This window comes from Paeniclostridium hominis, assembly GCF_014306135.1.
Lineage (GTDB): Bacteria > Bacillota > Clostridia > Peptostreptococcales > Peptostreptococcaceae > Paraclostridium > Paraclostridium hominis.
The window spans coordinates 1,479,887-1,501,682 of record NZ_JACRWD010000001.1; the positions used below are offsets into that span (position 1 = coordinate 1,479,887).

A 21,796-nucleotide genomic window follows, 5' to 3' on the forward strand; every position below is an offset into this window, starting at 1 on the left:
TATACTTTATCTAAAAAGGGGACTCAATTTATGAAAGATATAATAATAGAAACAGATAGGTTGATTTTAAGAAAAATTTCAGAAAATGATTATAGAGAAATTGCTAATATACTCCAAGATATTGAAGTTATGTATGCATGGGAAAAATCTTTTTCAGATGAAGAAGTTAGAAATTGGATAAATGAAAATTTAAAAAGATATGATGATGAAGGATATAGTTACTTTTTAACTTTAAATAAAAATGATAATAAAGTCATTGGTGTAATGGGGCCTTTAATTGAATATATAAATAATGATTCATTTATAGGCGTAGCATACATACTAAATAAAAATGCCTGGGGATATGGGTATGCAACTGAAGGTATTAAAGCTTGTATTGATTATGCTTTTTCTAAACTTAATGCTGATAAAGTTATTGCACAAATAAGACCTAGTAATATTAATTCTTGTAATGTAGCAAATAGATTAAATATGAAAATACAAGATAGTTATATAAAAATATATGATAATAAAAAAATGAAACATCTAATTTATTGTATTGATAAAAATGAATATTTTAAATTAAAATCATCAAATTTTTAATTTAATTATATAAAAAAAGAGATACTTTTACAAAAATGTATCTCTTTTTTAGATTTAATCATGTATAGCATCTTTTATTTTTTTGCTCATAAGTTCCATATACTTTTCTTTTTTAGATTCATATTCTTTATATGAATCTACATTTTTACAAATATCATTTATTATTTTTTTAGTTATATTATTTATACTATCTAAATTTTCCTCATATACAATCTCAATAGAATCAATTTCTATTAAAGTATCTACAACTTTCATATATATGTCATTTAATATATGTTTACTGTTAGTATTAAATTTTAACTCAAGTTTTGCTTGATGTTTTATAGAAACTACTTTTTCTTTTATAAATAAAATAAAGTTTTCAAAGTCTTTTTTATTGTTAAGTGGCTCTACTTCAAATAGTATTCTAAAAAATAAATTCCATATAAACTCACAGTTTAACTTAGGTATTATAAAATTTCCAAGTCTTTCGCAAAATTCATCTTCAAATTTTGGAAGTTTACCAAATCTTATTTTTGAATTAAAATCAATATCCTTTTTAGAAATTTCATTTATTCTTATAAGCCCTTGTATGGTAGTATCTTCTTTAAAATCTACACCTTCATTATTTTTATTAAAAGAATAGTTTATTATAGTTTCACAAGGTTTTTTAAAGTCTATTATAAAACCTATATTTTCTTCCATTTTTTCAGCAAATGTATCATAAGCTATTTTTGCCAAAAACTTTTCCATGGATTTTTGCTGTGATGCTTTATCTTTAGTTGTTGTCGAACTAAAAGTTTTAGAAACTGACAACAATTGATTATCAATCATTGTCAAGTTGTTTTTTATAGATGCTAATACATCACTTAAAAATTTATCCATCATTAAATAAGCATTATTTTTGTAAATAACATTATGTTCTATATCGCTCCAAAATATGTTTACCATCGATTTTATTTGTATTTCAAAACTAATTTTTTTATCACTATATAAAAATAATCCATCTATTCTATATATTTCAAATCCATTTTTTTGCTTTCTTGGCTGTTCTTTATCAAGTCTTATTCTTATATTTTCATTTTCTTCATTATAATAATAAATATTATCTTCTGTTTTATTAAAATAATTTTTTAATAATTTATATATCTTTCTTTCTTCTTCTATAAATCTACATTCTAATCTAACACCTATTAAGTCTGATAAATTATGTATCAATTCTTTAGGATTTTTATATTTTTTTAAATATTTATTTCTTATTATTTTTTCTCTTAAACTATATTCAGACTTTACTCTTGAATTAACATTTAGATACTCTTGTTCATATTCATTAAGTATATTTTCAAAGTAAACTATTAATTCTTCTGATAACATATTAAGGGTAGGTGTTATTTCTTTAAGTATTTCTATTGATTCATCTATATATTCAAATTCTCTCAAACTCATACTAAGTTCTCCTTGATGTCCTTTTTATATATCTAAATTTTACACAAAAATGTTAATTTAATCAAATAACGAAATTGTTATATATATGTAATTTTGTTGAATAAAAACTTAATCTAAATTATTATAAGTGTAGTATAAATTTTTAAATGCCTAAATTATAGGAGGATTTAATGAGTAAAAATACATTGTCTATATCAGTTAGATATATACCTTTGTTTGTAATAATAATAGATATTTTAAGTCAAAATTCTAAGGTTGATGACTTATTGATATTTTATTTTTTTGCTTTTATGATAAATAATCAACTTAGATATTTTAACCTAAAAAATAATAATAATTTTAAAATAATATCTTTATTTATTGATTTGATTTTAATTTATTTTTTATCTAAATTTACAAATAGTATTAGCTTTTTTTACTTTATACCAATAATATTTGATATATCTTTTTTATTTGAAAATAAAATTAAATATATAATGTTTTTACTTACATTTATAAGCTTTATTTTAATTAATCTAAATACTTCTATACTTTATTTATTAAAAGATATATCTGTACTTTTAATAATTACTTTAATGAGCTTATACATATATAAGGAAAATTTAAATAAGCTAAAATATCAAAATACTTATGATAAACTAAGAATCTCAGAAGACAAATTAAAAAGAGCTAATCAAGATTTAGAAATATATATAAATTCAGTTGAAGAGCTTGCTATATTAAAAGAACGTAATAGAATATCAAGAGAAATACATGATAGTGTTGGTCATTCTTTATCTACTACAATAATTCAACTTGAAGCTATAAAGCGTTTATTAAAAAATAATCCGCCTTTATATGAATTAGTTGATGAACTTCGTGATTTTGTTAAAGATAGCTTTAGTGAAGTAAGAACTGCCATATCAAAGTTAAAGCCTACTGAATATGAGAATTATCAAAATCTATTTAAAATAGATGAATTAGTAAAAAACTTTTCTAAACTAACTAATACAGATGTCAAATTGACTATATCTAAAAATACTTGGAGCTTATCAAGCGTTCAGTCTATAACTTTATATAGAGTTATACAAGAAGCTTTATCTAATGCTATAAGACATGGTAAATGTAGTAAAATTGATATTTTTATAACCTTTAATTCTAATGAATTAATACTTAATATTAAAGATAATGGTTTAGGATGTAAAAGTATTGTAAAAGGTAATGGTTTAAATAGTATTTCTGAAAGAATTTACGAGTTAAAGGGAAAGGTTGAATTTTTTAATGTAGAAGATGGATTTCTTATAAGAGCAACTTTTCCTAAAAATACTGGGGGTAATTTCATTGAGTAAAATAAAAATTTTAATAGTTGATGATGAAAAATTAATTAGAAGTGGATTAAAAATTATATTATCTTCTTATGATGATTTAGAAGTTATAGGGGATTGTTCTAATGGATATGATGCTTTAGAGTTTTGCAAAAATAATAATGTTGATTTAGTATTAATGGATATTAGAATGAAAGTTTGTGATGGAGTTTTAGGAACTAGACTTATAAAAGAATATGATAATTCTATATGTGTATTAGTTCTTACTACTTTTAATGATGATGAGTATATTAAAAATGCTATGAAATTTGGAGCTTCTGGTTATTTATTAAAAGATAGTTCAGATGAAGTTTTGTATGAAGGGATAAAATCTAGTTTTTATGGTAATGTAGTACTTGATAAAAGTGTTATAAGTAAGATTATTTCTAGTGAAAGCAGTATATGTGTAGATAAAGTTATCAAAGAATTTAATTTAACACAAAAAGAGATAGATATTATATCTTTAATAGCTAATGGACTTACCAATAAAGAAATAAGTGAGAATTTATATTTATCAGAAGGTACTATAAAAAATAATATAACTAATATTCTTAGTAAACTTAATCTTCGTGATAGAACTCAAATAGCTATATTTGCTTTTAAAAATAAAATAGTATCTTAAAAAAAGATTATAGCTTAAATTTAAGCTATAATCCTTTTTTATACTTAACTGCCATAAGTTATTAAGTTTAATTTCTTAGTGGAGTTTGCCTCTGTTTACAACCTTTTTCTTCCAATATATCTCTTCCTTTTCTAAAATAAAAAGTTAGTGAGAAAAATATAGTAAGTAATTCTGCTATAGGTATAGCTAACCATATTCCATTTACACCTATAAATCCTGGAAGTATTGTTATTGTAGCTACTACAAATATAAGTGATCTTAATACTGATATTATTGCAGATACCTGCCCATTTCCTATTGCTGTAAAGTATCCAGACATAAATACATTAAGTCCTATAATTAAAAATCCATAAGAAAATAATTTAATACCTGAAACAGCAATTTTATATACTTCTAAATCCCTTGTAAATAATCCTATTATATTTTCTCCTAAAAACATTGAAATTAAAAATATAACCACAGAACTCCATCCAATAGTTACAAAACTATGTCTTAAACTTTCTTTTATTTTTTCCTTATTTTTAGCTCCAAAGTTATAACTAATCATAGGAGATATTCCAACTGCTACTCCAAAGTATACTGCTATAAAGAAATAGTACATATAAATTATAATAGACATTGCTGCTATTCCATTTTCTCCACTAAATGTTAATATACTTTTATTAAATAAAAATGTAGTTATACCTGTTGATAATTCTGTAAACATTTCTGAACTTCCATTATAGCAAGAATTAAATAAAGCTTTAAAATCTACTTTTGGTTTTGTAAATTTTAAAAGTGATTTACTTCCTTTAAAATAAAATAATCCTACTAGCGCTGATAAAGTTATTGCTATATATGTTCCTAGTCCAGCTCCTGCTATTCCCATTTTTAATACTACTATAAATAAAAAATCGAAAACTACATTTAAAAATAATCCTAAACTAGACATTAAAAGTGCTACTTTAGGGCTTCCATCTACACGAGTGTAATACTCAAAGTATAACTTAAACATCATAGGAATTGTCATAAGTACAGTTATTAGTCCATAAGATTTTGCATATGGTAGTAACCTATCAGTTGTTCCTAAAAACATTAATATAGGTTCTAAAAATATTACACCAAAAACAGTAAGTACTATACCTATAATAAGTAATGTAACTGTTATAAATGAAAATAGTTGATTAGCTCCAATTTTATCTTTTTCACCAAGTTTTATACCAACTAGTGCCCCAGAACCTGTAGCTAACATTACTGCTATACCAAATACAACACAAGTTATTGGTATAACAATATTTATTGATGCTAAAGCATCTGAGTTTACATATCTTGATACAAAAAATCCATCTATAGTTGTATAAAATGATAAAAATATCATTGTAATAATTGATGGCAATACATATCTTAAAAACTGCCTATAATTTTGTTTTTTAGCAAATACATCTTCCATTTTTACACCTCTATTATTTTTAAATAATTGATATTACTTGACATTAATAATTGTGAAGGATATAGTAACTATATTGTCAAGAAAAATTTAAAATAAAAATGGCAGGTGTTATATATGAAATTTACAGTAGGTGAGTTAGCAAAGCTTCATGGTATGAGCAAACAAACATTAATATATTATGATAATATAGATTTATTTAAACCTAATATTGTTGATGAAAATAATGGTTATAGATATTATACTTCAGAACAATTAGAAGTTTTAGATAGCATTTTAATTTTAAGAGAAATCGGTATACCTATAAAAGAAATAAAAGAATTTTTAGTTAAAAGAGATGATAATAAAGCACTACATCTTTTAAAACAACAAAAAATAAAATTAGATGAACAGGTTAAAAATATTCAAAGAACTATTAAAAGACTAGAAAATAAAATAGATACAATAGAAAGTTTAGATAATTATAAAAATGATGTTTATTTTGAAGAAATGGAATTAGAATATTTAGTTTTACAAAAAGTTGAAGCTCCTTTTGACCTTTTGCAAACTGATATAGCTTTTAAAAAGTTGTTAACAACTGTAACTAACAATAAATACCCTTACTATTATCAGTTAGGCACTATAATTGCTCTTGAAAATTTATTGCTTAAAAAATATACCACTGCTGATTCTGTATTTTTTCCACTTTATAAAAAATTAAAAGGTGAAAATGTTATTGAAAAGTCTAAAGGACTTTATGCTGTAGCTTTGCATAAAGGTGAATATTCAAGTATAGGCAAAACTTATGAAATTTTAATAAAAAATATTAATAAAAATAATTATAAAATGATTGGACCTTCTTTTGAATATGGTATTTTAGATAGTTTGACATCTTATACTTCAAAAGATTATATAACTAAAATTGCGATTCCTATCAAAGCACAATTTTAGCTAAAATAACTTTTCAAAAATTTTTAAACTTGACTATCGTCTTTAAATTTTATTATTTATTTAAATTATTACATTACTTTAAAAGTGACTTAGGTCACTTTTTTTAATGACTTAATGTAATAGATTTTGATTTTTTACTTTTATATAATGTTATTAGAATTAATAAATAAATATTTTAAGGAGATTGTTATGAGTATTATAGAAATTAAAAATATAACTAAAAGGTTTAATGATAAAATTGCACTAGATAATATTAACTTTGATGTTAATGAAGGTGAAATATTTGGACTTATAGGACCTAATGGTGCTGGAAAATCTACTTTAATTAATATAATGACTAACCTTATGCTTCCAAACAATGGCTCTATTGTTATAGGTGGTATTGATTTAATTAAAAATCCTGTAAAAGTAAAATCTATGATAGGTCTAGTTCCTCAAGAGCTAGCTATAATTGAGCATTTAACACCTTATGATAATTTAGAATACTTTGGTGCTTTGTATGGTCTTAAAGGTAAATTGTTAAAAGAAAGAGTAAATGAAGCACTAGAAATAGCAGGACTTACTGAAGTTAAAAAGAAAAAAGTAAAAAAACTTTCTGGTGGTATGAAAAGAAGATTAAATATAGTTATAGCTATGCTTCACCACCCTAAAATATTAATACTTGATGAACCTACTGTTGGAGTTGATGCTCAATCGAGAAATTATATATTTTCAATACTTAAAAATTTATCAAAAGAACAAAATACTACTATAATTTATACTTCTCATTATATGGAAGAAGTTGAAAATCTTTGTTCTAAAATATTTATAATAGATGAAGGTCGCGAAGTTGCTTTTGGTGATAAAGCTTATTTAAAATCGCTAGTATTTAGTAATAGTAAATTGATTTTGGATGTTAATAATATATCTGCTAACTTAATTTATGATTTAAAAAATGTAAGTGGTGTTTTAAGTGTAGTTGAAAATGAAAATAGTTTAATCTTATCTGTAGATAATAAATTTGTATTATCAAAGTCTTTAGGTGTTGTAGAGAAAAATAATGCACTTATAATTAAAATATCCTATGAAGATTATACCCTTGAAGATGTATTTTTAAATCTTACAGGCAAGTCTTTAAGATAAAGGGAGGATGTTTATGAGATTATTAGCCAATATAAAAATGCTTTTTAAATCTTTAAAAAGTAATTTTTTAATTACATTTTCTACATTTTTACTTTTACCACTTGTACTTTCATTATTTCTTGGTAATATTTTAAATGCTAATTTTGAAAGTTCTATATCTGTAGACCCTATACCTATAAAAATTACTGACAATGATAAATCTAATGCATCTATGGCTTTAAAAGATTTTATTATTAATGATACTAAAAATTTATTTTATATAAATGATGATGATGCCGATTTAAATTTAATTATTCCTAAAAACTATGAAAAAAGTTTAAATAATAAAAAATCAATAAATATAAATATAAAAAAATTAGAAAATAGAGGATCTGTAGATAATCTTTTAAAAGATATTGTAGATGATTACCATGAAAATTTATATTTAAGCAATTTAGATTTAGATAATAAAAGTGCTAATATATTTAGTAAAGCTAGTATAAGCACTACTTTTATAAAATCTGCTAAAAATCAAAGTTCTAATGAATATTATGCTATATCAATGCTAGTGTTTTTATTATTGATTTTTATGAGTAACAATGTTTCTGCTAACTATATAACACAAAGCAACGGCATTAATAAGAGAATGTATTCTTTTCCTATAAAAAGAACTACTCAACTTATATACGATTTTTTAATATCTGTTATATATGCTTTAGTATTTGTGATTATATATATATTAATTAATAGGTTTTTAAATATAGCCTTTGATGAAAATTTAATATATTTATTTATAATCAGCTTAGTTTCTTGTACTCTTGTAGCTTGTATTTCTATATTTATAGCTTCATTTTTTTCTAAAACATTAGGATCAATAATAATTAGTATAATCATGATTATTCAAATTATATTAGGAGGTATATTCTTTCCTATTTCAAATGGTTTGTCTAGTTTTATTAAATTTTCTCCACTAAATTTAATAAGTGAGCTTTTTATGAAATTTTCAATTAATAATACATTAGGCTCTGTAAGTTTTACTATTTTTATAATGTTGATTTTATCCTTAGTATTATTTTTAGCTACATTTATAAAAGAAAAATATAGTTGGAGGGAACTTTAAATGAACGTACTTAGATTAACTTTTGCTAACTTAAAAAGATACATTAAAAATACGTCTTTGCTTATAGGACTGATTGTTATTCCTTTTACTTTGGTAATGTTTGTAAATTTATTTAATAGTAGTGATAATACTTCTATGTATTCGCCAAATGTTTCAATTGTTTGTAATGCAAATGGTAAATATGAAACTGAGCTTATTAAAAAACTTAAAATAGATAATAAAGATATTTTTAGTTATGATAAGAAAGATGAGGCGATGAATTTATTAGAAAATAATGATACATCTGTTGTATTTGTTCTTAATAATAACTTTTCAAGTGATATAGATAAGTCTGTAAAACCTTCTATAAAAGCCTATAAAACCAAAGATGGAGGAGGTAGTATTTGGCATGAGTCACTAATTGAAAACTTTATAAATGATAAACTTAAAGAAAAAATTGACCCTAATATAAATTCTAAACTTGTAACTGCTAATATAGTTGATAAAGATAAGTTTGAAGATATACAATCTCTAATTACAATTTTACTTGTTTGCTATTGGCTATATGCAAACTCTGGAGTTTTATGTAAAGATTTGCTAGATCTTCGTTCTAATAATGTATTAACTCGAATGATATCTACTAAAAATAAAAATATAGAAATAATATTTAGTATCTTTTTTGCTTTATTTTTATTACAATCATTAAGTTGTTTATTAGTTTTAATAATTTTAAAGTTTATACTAGATATAAGTATAAGTTTTAATATGTTTATTATGGTTATTGCTAATAGTTTTACAGCTACTGGATTTATTGTAGCTTTGACTAGAATATTTAAAAATGAAGCTAGTGTATCAATTGTATCTATAATATATTCTATATTTATAATGTTTTTATCTATAATACCGATGTTTGATAATTTGAGTAAGAATTTATCATTTTTAAATAACTTAGCTAAATTATCTCCTCTTTATTGGACAATAGAAAGCTTATCTACTTCAAATATAACTTTTAATTTAATAGCGATACTTCTTATAGGCCTTGTATTTGTTACTGCTGGAAGCTTTAAATTAAGAAAGTTTGCTAAAAATTAATAAAAAACTCCATAATATTATGGAGTTTTTTTAATTTATCTTATATATTGACTAATCTAAATATCTATACTCTTTCAACCAACATGGTCCATATTCCTATCTCTTTAAATCCTAATTTGTGGTATACTTTTCCTGCCTTTGGATTATCATAAAATAAACATAAAAACTTATTTCTTTCTAGTAAATCATTACATAATTTTGATAAACATTTACTCATATATCCTTTTTCTCTATATCCTTTTCTAGTTGCTACACCTACTATCATTGCAGATTTGCTATTTTCTGCTACTACTTGTGACATAGTTATAATTTCTTTATCATCATTTTCTATATAATAAACTATTTTACTATTGTCTTGTATCCTATCTCTTATAGTATCAACACTATCTTTTACATTAAATTCTTCTATTGTGATTAATAAATCATATATTCTATTTGCATCTTCTTCTTTCCCAAGTTTTATACTATCATCCCATGGTAGAAGTTTTTTATTATCTCTTAATTCACAAAAGTAAGTAGGCTTTTCTTCATAATCGTCTATTACATCTTTGAATTTCTCTATTATAGTATCTTTTCCTGATATAATTTTATTTCCTTTATATGATTTTATGATTTCTTTAAATTCTGATACATCTTCATTTAAGTTCTCTATATATGGAACGAAGTTATTTGTAAATCTTAATAAAACACCTTTTAATTTATTTTCATCGTCAAACTTTCCCCAAACATCTTGAAAATCTTTATCAAATCCATATTGTTCAATATCACCTATTATAAATAAATTTATGCTAGGTTCTTTTGCTACATAATTTAAAACTATATCTTTATGCTCATTATTTAACTTTAAAAGCATATTATCCTCTCCTAACTTTAAATATATAGCTTATATATATTCTTTAACTATAAATAATATCCTTTTAAAATATATTAATAATTAAAAAATAGCTATGCCAAAAGCATAACTATTTCCATTTTTCAAGTACATCTAGCATGAATTTTTTTATATCTATATTATATACATCTTTTAAATGCTCTCCATTAAATACATCTTTAGAATTTCCATGACAAATTATTTCTCCATGGTTTAATAAACAAACATCATCACTAAAATAGTGAACTAAATTTAAATCATGAATTACTCCAATAACTATCTTATTTTTTTCTTTAGTCCACTTTGATAAATGTTGTAGTAATTCTATTTGATATTTTAAATCAAGGTGATTTGTAGGTTCATCTAATAATATTACATCTGGGTCTTGAGCAAATGTTCTAGCTAAAAATACTCTTTGTAATTGCCCTCCACTTAATTCATTAATATGCTTGTCTTTTATATCTAAAAGCCCTACTTTATCAATAGAATCTAAAATAATATTTTTATCTTTTTTACTTAAAGAATTAAAAATGCCTTTTGAATGAGCATATCTTCCAAGTGCAACAGTTTCATATATAGTGTATGGAAAATAAATTTGAGTTATTTGGCTCATTAGCCCTACTTTTTTTGCAAGTTCTTTTCTTGAAAAATTACGAACTTCCATATTATCTATTGTTATACTTCCTTTGTAATCTAAGATGTTTGCTATAGATTTTAAAAGCGTACTTTTACCACATCCATTAGGTCCTACTATACAAAGATTTTTTCCTTTTTCAACTTTAAAATTAACATTTTTTATGATAAAAGTATCATCATACCCACAATAAAGATTTTTTACTTCTAGCATTTTATCACTTCTTTCCTTTGCTAAAGTACACATATGCAAAGAATGGTGCACCTATTATAGCTGTTATTGCTCCAACTGGAAGTTCTGCTGGGGAAATAATAGTTCTTGCTATTAAATCTGTTATAACCATTAATGAACCTCCAAATACAAAAGACATTGGTATAACGTATTTATGTTTTGAACCAAATATTTTTCTTACTACATGTGGTGCTATTAAATCTACAAATCCTATAGTTCCACTTAAAGATATTGCACTTCCTGTTAAAACTGCAGTAAATATAAATAAATTTTTCTTAACTTTACTTGTATCAACGCCTACTGCTTTTGCTTGTTCTTCGCCAAATGTTAATATATCCATTTCCTTAGTATATTTTAAAACTCCTATGATGCCTATTATTAAAAATGGAATTAAGGCTTTTACATATGACCATCCCTTCATAGAAAAACTACCCATTTGCCAAAGACTTATACTTTTTATGTCTTCGCTAAAAATTGCCGTAAGTGTTGTAAGTAATGCATTTACAAATAGTGAAAATACCATACCTGCTAGTATAATAGTATTATTTGCCATAGTTTTATCTATCTTAGAAGAAAAAATTACTACTGCATATACTGTTAATAATCCACATAAAAAACCTATTACAGGAAGAGTTAATTGCCCGAGAAATGGTATTGATATACCAAGAATTATAACAAGACCTGCACCTAGTGAAGCTCCCGAAGATACTCCTAGTGTATAAGGTGATGCTAATTCATTTTTTAGAATTGATTGAACTACACAACCGCTAACTCCTAAACAGCCTCCTACCATAAATGCTAGTAATACTCTTGGTAGTCTAAGTAACCATATTATTGATATGTCTTTTGGGTCTATTCCTTCTTTTAAAGGTATGTTAAATATCTTATTAAGTATTATACTAATAGTGTCTAATACATGAATATTGGAACTCCCTATGGAAGTTCCAATACTAAATATTAGAAATACTAACGGTATTGATAGTATCACTAATTGTTTATTTTTGTTTTGCATATGCATCTGGATTTATAAACTCCGCCATTTGTTTTAATGCTTTTACTATATTTTGAGATGGTCTAGAAGATGAATTTGTATCTACTAAGTATACTTTTCCATTTTTTACTGCTGCTATGTTTTGCCATCCTTCACGGCCTTTTATTTCTTTAACTGCATCTGGAACATAATTTACATTAGTTAATATTACATCTGGATTTTTTTCTATTACAGATTCTGCACTTGGTGATACCCATCCATTTTGATCTACAAATATATTTTCTCCACCAACTAAGTTTATCATTTCATTTAAGAATGTTGCATCTCCAAAGCTATATAAGTTTGGTGAAGGTCCTATTTCAAAGTATACTTTTTTCTTAGTTTTTATAGTTTTTCCAATTTTAGCTATTTCGTTAATTTCATTTTTCATGTTATCAACTATTTTTTGACCTTTTTCTTTAGTTCCTGTTATATCAGCTATAAACATTATATCATCATATATACCATTTATGCTTGTACTACTTGGTATATAAGCAACACTTATACCTGCTTCACTAATAACTTTAAATGGATCTTGTCCTTTTTCAGTTTTATTGTGTCCTGATGCTATTATCATGTCTGGGTTTAATGATATTATTGCCTCAGGATCTGGATTTGAAAAATCTATTAATTTAATGTTTTTAGGTAAACCTGCTACATCAGCAGAATATTTATCTACAGCAACCAATTTATCAGCTAATCCTAATTCAACTAATATTTCTGTATTTGATGGAGCTGTTGATATTATTCTATCAACTTTAGCTGGAACTTTAAAATCATTTCCTTCTCTATCTTTTATTACAACATCTTTTTGACCACATCCAACAACAGCCATCATTACTACAAAAATACCTGTTATTAATGCTAAAATTCTTTTTTTCATTTTACTTCTCCTTACTTATAATTTCTAAATTTTTACCACTTGGATAAATTAATTCATTTTAGTATATAGTTCTACATTTCATATTCATTTCCTTGTATATATGTATAATTTGATGATTAATTTTTTATGTAAAATACAAAAAAGACATACTAAGAGAGTATGCCTTTAAATTTTAATTTAAATACTTTAGTTATTATATAACTCTCAGAAGAAATTATATTTAAGTGTTTTTATATACTAACTTAGCTTTTTTAATTTATAAGTGGTTAATTAGACTTTATTTATTATATGCCCTTATATATGAAATTTAATCTAATTTTTTAATTTAATTTCCATTTTTATCTATTTTTTCTACTTCTTATAAAATCTATTATTATATATAAAACTATTAATACAGTTATTATTAAAACTACATCCATTATAATAGGTCTTATTCCAAGTCTGTATCCCATATATCTAAATGGATTGTATCCACCAAATCCAAAAAATCCTCCGCCATAACTATGTGGTATATAGGTTCTTCTTGAACCTCTATAATCGTCATCATAATACTTTTTATTATTACTAGACTCTGATTCATCATTGCTATTTGTATTAGGTTTTGTGCTTGGCTTTGTACTAAACTTACCTGAATCTGGTTTTATACTACTTGATTTTGGTTTTTGTACATCACTATCTGAGCTTTCACTTTTAGGTGTTGGCTTTGTGCTAAATTTACCTGAATCTGGCTTTAGACTACTTGATTTTGGTTTTATAGCATCTGATTTTGGTTTTGTTGTAAAACCACTTGAACTAGACTTTGTCGTACTACTTTTTGATTTGAAAGTTCCTGAACTAGGTCTATAACTACTTTTACTTGAACTTGAGCTTATCCTTGGCCTCGAACTATGCGAACTTCCTTTAGCAACTTGATATTCTAGTGTATTTTTTCCTTTTTCATAAGTATTAGCATAGGATTTATCAATTGAAAAACTAAATGCACAAGTTATTGTAAATATAAATAAAGTTAAAAAAAGGGTAATATTTCTTTTTAAATTCTTCATTATACATTTAACCCCATTTCTATAAACTTATTATATAGTCTATCTAAATTGCTATCATCATCTCCCTCTATTACAGAGTCATAACTTTCTTCACCTTTAAATTTATAGTATTGTAATAATTGCTGATTATCATTGTCTTTAATATCTACTAAATATACATATCTACTTAAAGATCCATCTTCATGTTTTTCTATTAAGTATCCTTTAACATCAAATTTAAATTCTTCATCTTCATTGTATAAAGTTACAGTATCAGTTGATTTTGTGAAACAAAATTTTTCTTTATCACATTCATAAGTATATTCTAATTCTCTACAGTTTATGCATCTGTTAAAAGGGCACTCACTTACACAGTTTATACATTTGCATTTAGCACATTTATCAAGTTTATTTATAGATTCTCTTTTATCTTTAGTTAAATAAGCTTGGATTTGCGTATCAATATCTGATTTTTTCTTAAATATTTTAGAAAATAAACCTTTATCATCTTGTTCATCTTCTTTTTCTAATTTGTTTAAAAAAGACATGTATTCAGAAAGGTCATCTACTTTTCTAATAAAAACTCTTTTATTTAATTCTTTATCGCTTAAAATTTGTTTTAAATCATTTACAGAAAATACTAAATCAGTATATAGCTTATCGTATTTTTTCTTTTCTTGTAGTATCTTTTCATTCATGTCGTTTCCCTCCCCAAAAAGGTAGATAGCCTTTGACCATCTACCTTAAGTAGTAATTATTTATTCATTTCTCTTTTTATTCTCTCAAGTTCATCTTCAACCTTAGAGTCAACTACAGGTGAGTTATTAATATAATCATCAAGCATAGAATCTTCATTTTTGGGCTTCATATCTTCAAGTGCTTTACCATAGCTTTCTTTTTGTTGAACTTTCTTTTCAAGTTCATCTAAGTTTATACCATGGTCATCACTAAGACCTGATAATGTTTCATTTATTTCATTGTTTATCTCAGCAACATCAAGTCTTGTAGCTAATTCTTGTTTTTTAGATTTCATTTTAGATATTTCAAGTTCTAATTCTTCTATTTTAAACTTGATTTCTTGTATCTTTTTATCTTGTGTTTGAATTCTTTCTACTGTTTGAGTTAATTTTTCTTGTATTTCTAGTTTTTGTTTAACAAAAGTTTGAGCCTTTTCATTATCTTCTTTTAATAAAGCAGCTTTAGTAGCTTGCTCATATTTATCTATTCTTTCTTCTAAAGTTTTCTTTTCATTTCTTATATTATCTACTGATGCTATAAAGTTTGCACATTGTTTTTTAGCATCTTGAAGTAATTTTTCTTTTTTATTAATTGATAACTCTAACATTTCTATTGGGTCTTCATGCTTTTCAATAGCTTTGTTAGCTTTGGCTTCTACAACATTTTTAAGTCTTTTAAAAAATCCCATTATTTTTTCATCTCCATTCATTTTATTAATTAACTTTTTATTAAAATTTTTACCTTAAGTTAATTATTAATATATATAATATCATAAATTATAATGTTTTCCACAATAATTTAAATTTGTTATCATTTGTTATTTTTATCTTCTATTATTTTTAATAACTCTTGTATTTCTTTATCTTTTTCTTTTAATTTTTCTTCATATTCAGTTTTAACATCTTCTATGCTTTTACTTAATACATTTATTAAAGATGCCATTTCATCTGAGCTTCCTGCTATTCTATTTAAAAGCATTAAATTTTGTGCTAAAACTTCTGGTATTTGTTTATGTGAATATCTAAGTTGATGGTCTATTTCTCCATAACCTTCTTCAAATATTGTTCTAACTTGAATTTCAGCTATTATCTTTTGTGTAGTTGGATAAGATTCTATTAAATAATGAACAGATCTATAACCTGATATTCTTGAACAAACTTCTATTCCTAACTCTTCAAATTTTTTAGTATTATCTCCTTCACGCACATTTGAAACAATTTCAAGAACTTTCCACATGCTAGTTATAAAACTATGGATTTCCTCCCAATCTTCTTTAAATATATGTATGACTCTTATACCAACTAAATCTGTTATTTCACTTTTATAATTATCTACTGTAAAATGAAAATCTTTACCGTATTTTTTTCTTCTATTTTCTACTTTTCTTATTATCTTTTCTATTAAATGCTCTGGGTCTTTAACTCTAGTTTTTACAGAGTGAACTTTAGGATGGCTTCTAAGTATTGTAGCTATTAATTCTGCTTGAGTTTCATAACTTTTTCTATATATTATATAGTCTTCATATATTTTTTCTATTTCATTCCAATTTATATTATTTTCTTTTAATTCTTGTTCAGTTATTTGATAATTTTCTAAAAATTCATCTTTTCTTAACATTGTAGCATCCTCACTTTTGATATTAATTCATATACTATTATATATCAAAGTATAAGTTTTTAACTATATTATTATTTTCAATAATTTAAATTCCATCCCAAACATATGTTTGATTTTTTTGTTAAAAAGTGTTATTATATAATTATCTTATACTCAATTTTACATATATTTAATATAAGGAGGTAGTACTCATATGTATTCTAAATTATATTATAAGCAGGTTGAGATTTTAAACTTTATAAAATCATCAACTGCAAAAACAGGGTACCCACCTTCTATTCGAGAAATTGCTAAAGGCGTTAATTTAAGTTCTTCTTCTACTGTTTTTTGCCATTTGCAAAAGCTTGAAAAACTTGGCTACATAAAAAGAAAGTCCAAACAACCTAGGTCTATAGTTATTTTAGATAATAAATAAATTAAGCTATTTACTAGATTTAAATTAATGTAAAATTTAATACTCTTTTTAAATTAAATCTCATATTTTTTAGTTTATATACTAAAATTATGAGGTTTAATTTTATTTATTTGTAAAAAATAACTATTATAACCTAAAATTTGCAAATAAATAGATAACACTTTATAATATTTAATAGGGTTATTTAAGGAAGGAAGTGAAATTTGTTTGACTCTTGAAAATAATGGCATTGAGATTTTGAAGAATGTGTTTATAATTCAAAGAATAATCGATCCTAAAAATAAAAGAATTATAAACTTTGACAATACTATTAGACCCACAGAAAGTCATAAATGCTATGATTATTGGAAAAATCAAACTCCATGTTCTAATTGTATCTCTATGAGAGCTTTAAATGAAAACGCTTCATTTACTAAATTAGAGACTTTAGACGATAAAACATATATGATAATAGCTGCACCATTTAAATTAAATGAAAATAATTATGTTATTGAACTTATAAAGGATGTGACTAATGATACTATGCTTTCTCTTTACAAAGATAAAACAATTGACGAGCTCAAACGCGAAATAGATAGACTTAATACTATTGTGGTTACAGATGAGTTAACTAAAATTTTTAATAGAAGATATCTAGATGAACATCTCCCAGTTGCTTTAAAAAATTTATCCAAATCAAATTTTTCAATTAGTTTAGTAATGTTAGATATTGATAAGTTTAAATCTATTAACGATACTTATGGGCATTTATGTGGTGATTATGTTCTTAAAGAAGTTGCCCATTTATTAGATAACTATATTAAAACTTTTAATGGCTGGACTTGTAGATATGGTGGAGATGAGTTTATAGCCGTTATCGAAAACGTTTCTGTTAGAGAAACTTATAAAATAATTAAGAATTTAAAAAATCTTATTAAAAGTACAGATTTTATATATGAAAACAATAAAATTAATGTTACTTGTAGTTTTGGTATAACTCATTTTAATAAAAATAATATAAATTTTGATGAAGCATTGAAATTAGTTGATAATAAATTATATAGATCTAAAAAAGATAAAGATACTATTTCTTAATGGATATTTTTTTTAATATCCATTAAGAAATTTAAAATAACTAAAATTTTAATTTAATTCTTTTACACTATCTCCAATTATTTTTATTCCCTTTTCTATATCTTCTAAAGAAAGTCTTGAAATTCCTAATCTTAATGTGTCCTTTCCTTTATCATCTGTGTAAAATATATCTCCTGGCATAAATATTACGCCTTTTTCGTAGCATATATTTAATAATTTTCTTGAATCTATATTTTTTAATTTAATAAAAATATGAAGTCCACCTTCCCCTAGAATATAATCATTAGGTATATATTTTTTTACACAATCATATGCAAAGTTAAATTTATCTCCATAAAACTTTTTAATCTTTTTTACATATTTGTCAAAAGCTCCGTTACTTAAATAATCATATAATATTGCTTGATCTAAAAAAGATACATGTATGCTTTTGCATCTTTTCACACTTTCAAGTCTTGATATAACATTTTTATCACATAATATCCATCCTATTCTAAGTCCTGGGAATAATATTTTTGAAAAGCTTCCTATATATATTACCCCATTATTTAGATTATCTAATGATGCTATTGGGAATATATGTGAACTTGAATATAATAATTCTTCATTAAATCCATCTTCAATTATAGCTATATTGTGTTTTTTCATTAAGTTATAAAATTCATATCTATCCTCTGGACTCATAACTGTTCCTGTTGGATTATGATAAGACGGAGTTATATATGCAAATTTTATTTTTATATCTTTTTCATTTTTTAAACTATATAGCTTCTCTTCTAGCATTTTAAAATCTAGACCATCTTTATTTATATCTATACCCACTATATTTAATCCTAATGATTTAAATATTTTTATTGCTGTATTGTGAGTTGGATTTTCGCATATTATATAATCTCCTTTTTCTGTAAAAGAAGATAGTAATAAATCAAGACCTTCTGTAAATCCATTAGTTATTAATATATCTTTATTGGTAGTGTCTACCCCTTTTGTATTCATATAGCTTAATAAATAATCTATAAGTGGTTTATATCCTTTTGCATAACCATAATTTAGTATTTTATGCCCTTCTAATGCTATCCTATTTAAAAAGGATTTTTTAAGTTCATCTATATCAAATAAATCACCATTTGGAGATATGCTTTTAAAAGATACTAAATCAGACCTCCAAGGTATTTCATTTTTTACAATATCCATTTCATTTGCTATTTTACTATATTCATTTTCAAAGCTTTCAAAATCTATATTCCAAGAATTATTTGAAGTAGTATTTTCGTGATTTACAAAAGTTCCTTTACCTGAAACTGAATATATTGTTCCATCAGCTTTTAATTCTTCATATGCTGATATTATAGAGTTTCTACTTACATTTAAAAATTGACTAAGCTCTCTTGTAGAAGGTAGCTTGCTGTTATTCGGTATTAACCCTTTGTTTATCATAATATCTATGTAATTTTTTATTTGAATGTAAATTGGTTCCTTATCATTTAATTTTAAGTCTGAAAATAACAATTTATCACCTCACTGTTACTTACTATAATATCAATTATTGTATATGTTTTGCAATTAAAAGCTTTTTGATAATCTTTGCAATAAAAAAACAAGGATAATTTAAATCTTATCCTTGCTTTATATCGCTTTGTATAATAATTTCTGTTCCTACTCCAACTTCACTTTTAATTTCTAATTTACAGTTATATATATTTATTATTTGTGATGCTATAGATAAGCCTATTCCAAAGCTATTATTGTATTTTCTCGATTTATCCACTCTATAAAACTTGTCCGTTATCTTTGGAATTTCATCTTTTTCTATTCCTATTCCATTGTCTTTTATTGATATATTAACTCTATCATTTTCTTCGTATACTCTTATTTTTATATGTTTTTCATCTTTATCACAGTATTTTATAGCATTATCAATAAATATTATAAGAAGTTGCTTAAAATGTTTTTGACTCATATAAATATATAATAGTTCATTACTTTCAAAGTCAAAAACTACATCTTTTCTTATAATTTCAAAGTCATATATGACTTCGTTTATAATTTTAGATAAATTTATTTTAATTATTTCTTCATCTAAGTTATTTTTTTTGTCTAACTTTCCTAGTTCAAGTAAATCATTTACAAGTTTAGTTAGTCTGTCTACTTCTTCTAGGCTAATTTTTAATGACTTATCTAAAATTTCTGGATCGTTTTTTCCCCATCTATCTAGCATCTTTAAATGACCTTTTAAAATAGTAAGTGGTGTTCTAAGCTCATGAGATGCATCTTGTACAAATTGTTTTTGTACTTCAAATGAGTTTTCTACTGAGTCCATCATATCATTAAAAATTATATTTACCTTATCAAAATCATCCTTTGGATTTTGTATAGCTACCCTATTTGAAATTCCTTTTTCTTGAATTTTTTTCATAGTACTGCTTAAATTATTTAGTTTTTTAATAAATTGTTTTGATATATACATTCCAGCTATTAAACTAATTATCAATCCAACTATTAGCATAATAATTATTATAGGTATTGTACTTTCTAAAAAATCACCAAATAAATCACTTTCTTTTTCTATATACATATAGTAATTATTATTTTTTATATTTATAGGTGAAATTAAATTTATCTTGTCATCATCCATATCAAATATTACATCTGATTTTACTGATGAAGGTTTCTTATATTTAAAATCTTTAGGTATTTTATCCATTGTATTTAATAAAATTTCGTTATTTGAGTTATAAATAATAGCATTTATGTCCATAGAATCTACTATTTTTTCATGAATATCATTTGAATCATTATTATTTAACAATAGTTCAAGTTCTCTAGCTCTAGATTCTATTTCTTCTTTTTCATATTTTACAGTCCATATTCTAAATACTATAAATTGTGACACATAGGTAATTAAAAATATTAATACTATAGATATAAAGGATATAAAAGACATTTTCCAAAAGGTTGAGATTTTTTTTATTTTCTTCATACTACCTTATAACGTATCCTACACCACGAACAGTTTGGATATAATCACTATTTTTAAGCTTGTTTCTTAAATGTCTTATATAAACATCTACTACATTAGTTTCTGCATCATAATCATATCCCCATACATGCTCTAGTAAATAGTCTCTACTTAATACTTTATTTTGATTTTTTATTAATTGTACTAAAAGTTCATATTCAGTAGTAGTTAAATTAATTACTTCATCACAATATTTTACTATTCTAGCTTCTATATCTATTACTATATCTTTAAATTCTAATATATTATCACTTTTTTTATTTAAATTAACTCTTCTTAAAATACATTCAATCCTTGCTAATAATTCTTCTATTGCAAATGGCTTAGCAATATAATCATCAGCTCCTATTTGAAGTCCTGATACTTTATCCATAACGCTATCTCTAGCCGTTAACATTATTACAGGTGTGTTTTTTGATTTTCTTAGACGTCTGCAAACCTCTAACCCATTTAACGTTGGTAGCATTAAATCTAGTATAATCATATCATAATCACTTTCTAAGGCTTTGTTTAAACCCTCTTTTCCATCATTACAGGTATCCACCTTATAGCCTTCATATGATAGTTCCATATTAATAAATGATGCTATATTTTCTTCGTCTTCTATTATTAATATTTTATACAAAAACTCACCTTCTTATC

22 protein-coding genes are annotated in these 21,796 nt (G+C 24.1%); 9 read left to right on the plus strand and 13 right to left on the minus strand.

Annotated elements, in window-relative coordinates; translation table 11 throughout:
- Positions 1-30 precede the first annotated feature (30 nt).
- Entirely contained in the window at positions 31-582 is a 552-nt protein-coding gene (locus tag H8891_RS07080; protein ID WP_187005791.1) for a GNAT family N-acetyltransferase, read from the plus strand.
- 54 nt (positions 583-636) lie between these two features.
- Here H8891_RS07080 and H8891_RS07085 read toward each other — a convergent pair whose 3' ends face one another.
- Entirely contained in the window at positions 637-2,007 is a 1,371-nt protein-coding gene (locus H8891_RS07085) for a GTP pyrophosphokinase (RefSeq protein WP_187005792.1), read from the minus strand.
- A gap of 170 nt (positions 2,008-2,177) precedes the next feature.
- Between H8891_RS07085 and H8891_RS07090 the strand changes: the two genes are divergently transcribed.
- Both H8891_RS07090 and H8891_RS07095 read left to right on the plus strand, forming a co-directional pair.
- On the plus strand, positions 2,178-3,335 hold the full coding sequence (locus tag H8891_RS07090) for a sensor histidine kinase (protein ID WP_187005793.1): 1,158 nt from the start codon (positions 2,178-2,180) through the stop codon (positions 3,333-3,335).
- Positions 3,328-3,972 carry a response regulator transcription factor gene (locus tag H8891_RS07095; protein WP_187005794.1) on the plus strand — a complete coding sequence of 215 codons (645 nt, stop codon included), beginning with the start codon at positions 3,328-3,330 and terminating at the stop codon, positions 3,970-3,972. The genes H8891_RS07090 and H8891_RS07095 overlap by 8 nt, the downstream gene beginning before the upstream one ends.
- A 67-nt stretch (positions 3,973-4,039) precedes the next feature.
- On the opposite strand, the gene H8891_RS07100 is transcribed toward H8891_RS07095, so the two are convergent.
- Positions 4,040-5,401, minus strand: a complete 1,362-nt coding sequence (locus tag H8891_RS07100) for an MATE family efflux transporter (protein WP_187005795.1) — start codon at positions 5,399-5,401, stop codon at positions 4,040-4,042.
- A gap of 114 nt (positions 5,402-5,515) precedes the next feature.
- Between H8891_RS07100 and H8891_RS07105 the strand changes: the two genes are divergently transcribed.
- The 4 genes from H8891_RS07105 to H8891_RS07120 all read left to right on the plus strand — a co-directional run bounded on the left by H8891_RS07105 (position 5,516) and on the right by H8891_RS07120 (position 9,620).
- On the plus strand, positions 5,516-6,328 hold the full coding sequence (locus H8891_RS07105; RefSeq protein WP_187005796.1) for a MerR family transcriptional regulator: 813 nt from the start codon (positions 5,516-5,518) through the stop codon (positions 6,326-6,328).
- A gap of 189 nt (positions 6,329-6,517) precedes the next feature.
- Positions 6,518-7,450 carry an ABC transporter ATP-binding protein gene (locus H8891_RS07110; RefSeq protein ID WP_187005797.1) on the plus strand — a complete coding sequence of 311 codons (933 nt, stop codon included), beginning with the start codon at positions 6,518-6,520 and terminating at the stop codon, positions 7,448-7,450.
- 13 nt (positions 7,451-7,463) lie between these two features.
- Positions 7,464-8,549, plus strand: coding sequence for an ABC transporter permease (locus H8891_RS07115; protein WP_187005798.1), 1,086 nt, complete (start codon positions 7,464-7,466; stop codon positions 8,547-8,549).
- On the plus strand, positions 8,550-9,620 hold the full coding sequence (locus H8891_RS07120) for an ABC transporter permease (RefSeq protein WP_187005799.1): 1,071 nt from the start codon (positions 8,550-8,552) through the stop codon (positions 9,618-9,620).
- A gap of 64 nt (positions 9,621-9,684) precedes the next feature.
- On the opposite strand, the gene H8891_RS07125 is transcribed toward H8891_RS07120, so the two are convergent.
- The 8 genes from H8891_RS07125 to H8891_RS07160 all read right to left on the minus strand — a co-directional run bounded on the left by H8891_RS07125 (position 9,685) and on the right by H8891_RS07160 (position 16,646).
- Positions 9,685-10,473: a GNAT family N-acetyltransferase gene (locus tag H8891_RS07125; RefSeq protein WP_187005800.1), complete on the minus strand. Its 789-nt coding sequence runs from the start codon at positions 10,471-10,473 to the stop codon at positions 9,685-9,687.
- Positions 10,474-10,582: 109 nt separating this feature from the next.
- Positions 10,583-11,371, minus strand: a complete 789-nt coding sequence (locus H8891_RS07130) for an ABC transporter ATP-binding protein (protein ID WP_330604951.1) — start codon at positions 11,369-11,371, stop codon at positions 10,583-10,585.
- Positions 11,343-12,368 (minus strand): FecCD family ABC transporter permease, encoded by a 1,026-nt coding sequence (locus tag H8891_RS07135; RefSeq protein ID WP_147545960.1) that lies wholly within the window; start codon positions 12,366-12,368, stop codon positions 11,343-11,345. The genes H8891_RS07130 and H8891_RS07135 overlap by 29 nt, the downstream gene beginning before the upstream one ends.
- Positions 12,352-13,269 (minus strand): ABC transporter substrate-binding protein, encoded by a 918-nt coding sequence (locus tag H8891_RS07140; RefSeq protein ID WP_147543795.1) that lies wholly within the window; start codon positions 13,267-13,269, stop codon positions 12,352-12,354. The genes H8891_RS07135 and H8891_RS07140 overlap by 17 nt, the downstream gene beginning before the upstream one ends.
- A gap of 338 nt (positions 13,270-13,607) precedes the next feature.
- Positions 13,608-14,312 (minus strand): hypothetical protein, encoded by a 705-nt coding sequence (locus tag H8891_RS07145; protein WP_187005801.1) that lies wholly within the window; start codon positions 14,310-14,312, stop codon positions 13,608-13,610.
- Complete coding sequence (locus H8891_RS07150) at positions 14,312-14,989, minus strand: hypothetical protein (RefSeq protein WP_187005802.1); 678 nt, start codon at positions 14,987-14,989, stop codon at positions 14,312-14,314. Before H8891_RS07150 ends, H8891_RS07145 begins: the two co-directional genes overlap by 1 nt.
- Positions 14,990-15,045: 56 nt before the next feature.
- On the minus strand, positions 15,046-15,738 hold the full coding sequence (locus H8891_RS07155) for a PspA/IM30 family protein (RefSeq protein WP_147543789.1): 693 nt from the start codon (positions 15,736-15,738) through the stop codon (positions 15,046-15,048).
- A gap of 101 nt (positions 15,739-15,839) precedes the next feature.
- Positions 15,840-16,646 (minus strand): RelA/SpoT domain-containing protein, encoded by an 807-nt coding sequence (locus H8891_RS07160; RefSeq protein ID WP_147543787.1) that lies wholly within the window; start codon positions 16,644-16,646, stop codon positions 15,840-15,842.
- 193 nt (positions 16,647-16,839) lie between these two features.
- Between H8891_RS07160 and H8891_RS07165 the strand changes: the two genes are divergently transcribed.
- Together H8891_RS07165 and H8891_RS07170 are read left to right on the plus strand one after the other, a co-directional pair.
- Entirely contained in the window at positions 16,840-17,061 is a 222-nt protein-coding gene (locus tag H8891_RS07165) for a LexA family protein (protein WP_187005803.1), read from the plus strand.
- Positions 17,062-17,268: 207 nt separating this feature from the next.
- Positions 17,269-18,135, plus strand: a complete 867-nt coding sequence (locus H8891_RS07170) for a GGDEF domain-containing protein (RefSeq protein WP_187005804.1) — start codon at positions 17,269-17,271, stop codon at positions 18,133-18,135.
- A gap of 48 nt (positions 18,136-18,183) precedes the next feature.
- On the opposite strand, the gene pdxR is transcribed toward H8891_RS07170, so the two are convergent.
- The 3 genes from pdxR to H8891_RS07185 all read right to left on the minus strand — a co-directional run bounded on the left by pdxR (position 18,184) and on the right by H8891_RS07185 (position 21,779).
- Positions 18,184-19,644 carry a MocR-like pyridoxine biosynthesis transcription factor PdxR gene (gene pdxR / locus H8891_RS07175; RefSeq protein ID WP_187005805.1) on the minus strand — a complete coding sequence of 487 codons (1,461 nt, stop codon included), beginning with the start codon at positions 19,642-19,644 and terminating at the stop codon, positions 18,184-18,186.
- Positions 19,645-19,750: 106 nt separating this feature from the next.
- Positions 19,751-21,115, minus strand: a complete 1,365-nt coding sequence (locus H8891_RS07180) for a HAMP domain-containing sensor histidine kinase (RefSeq protein ID WP_243207774.1) — start codon at positions 21,113-21,115, stop codon at positions 19,751-19,753.
- Between the two features lies 1 nt (position 21,116).
- Complete coding sequence (locus H8891_RS07185; protein WP_147543777.1) at positions 21,117-21,779, minus strand: response regulator transcription factor; 663 nt, start codon at positions 21,777-21,779, stop codon at positions 21,117-21,119.
- Positions 21,780-21,796 lie beyond the last annotated feature (17 nt).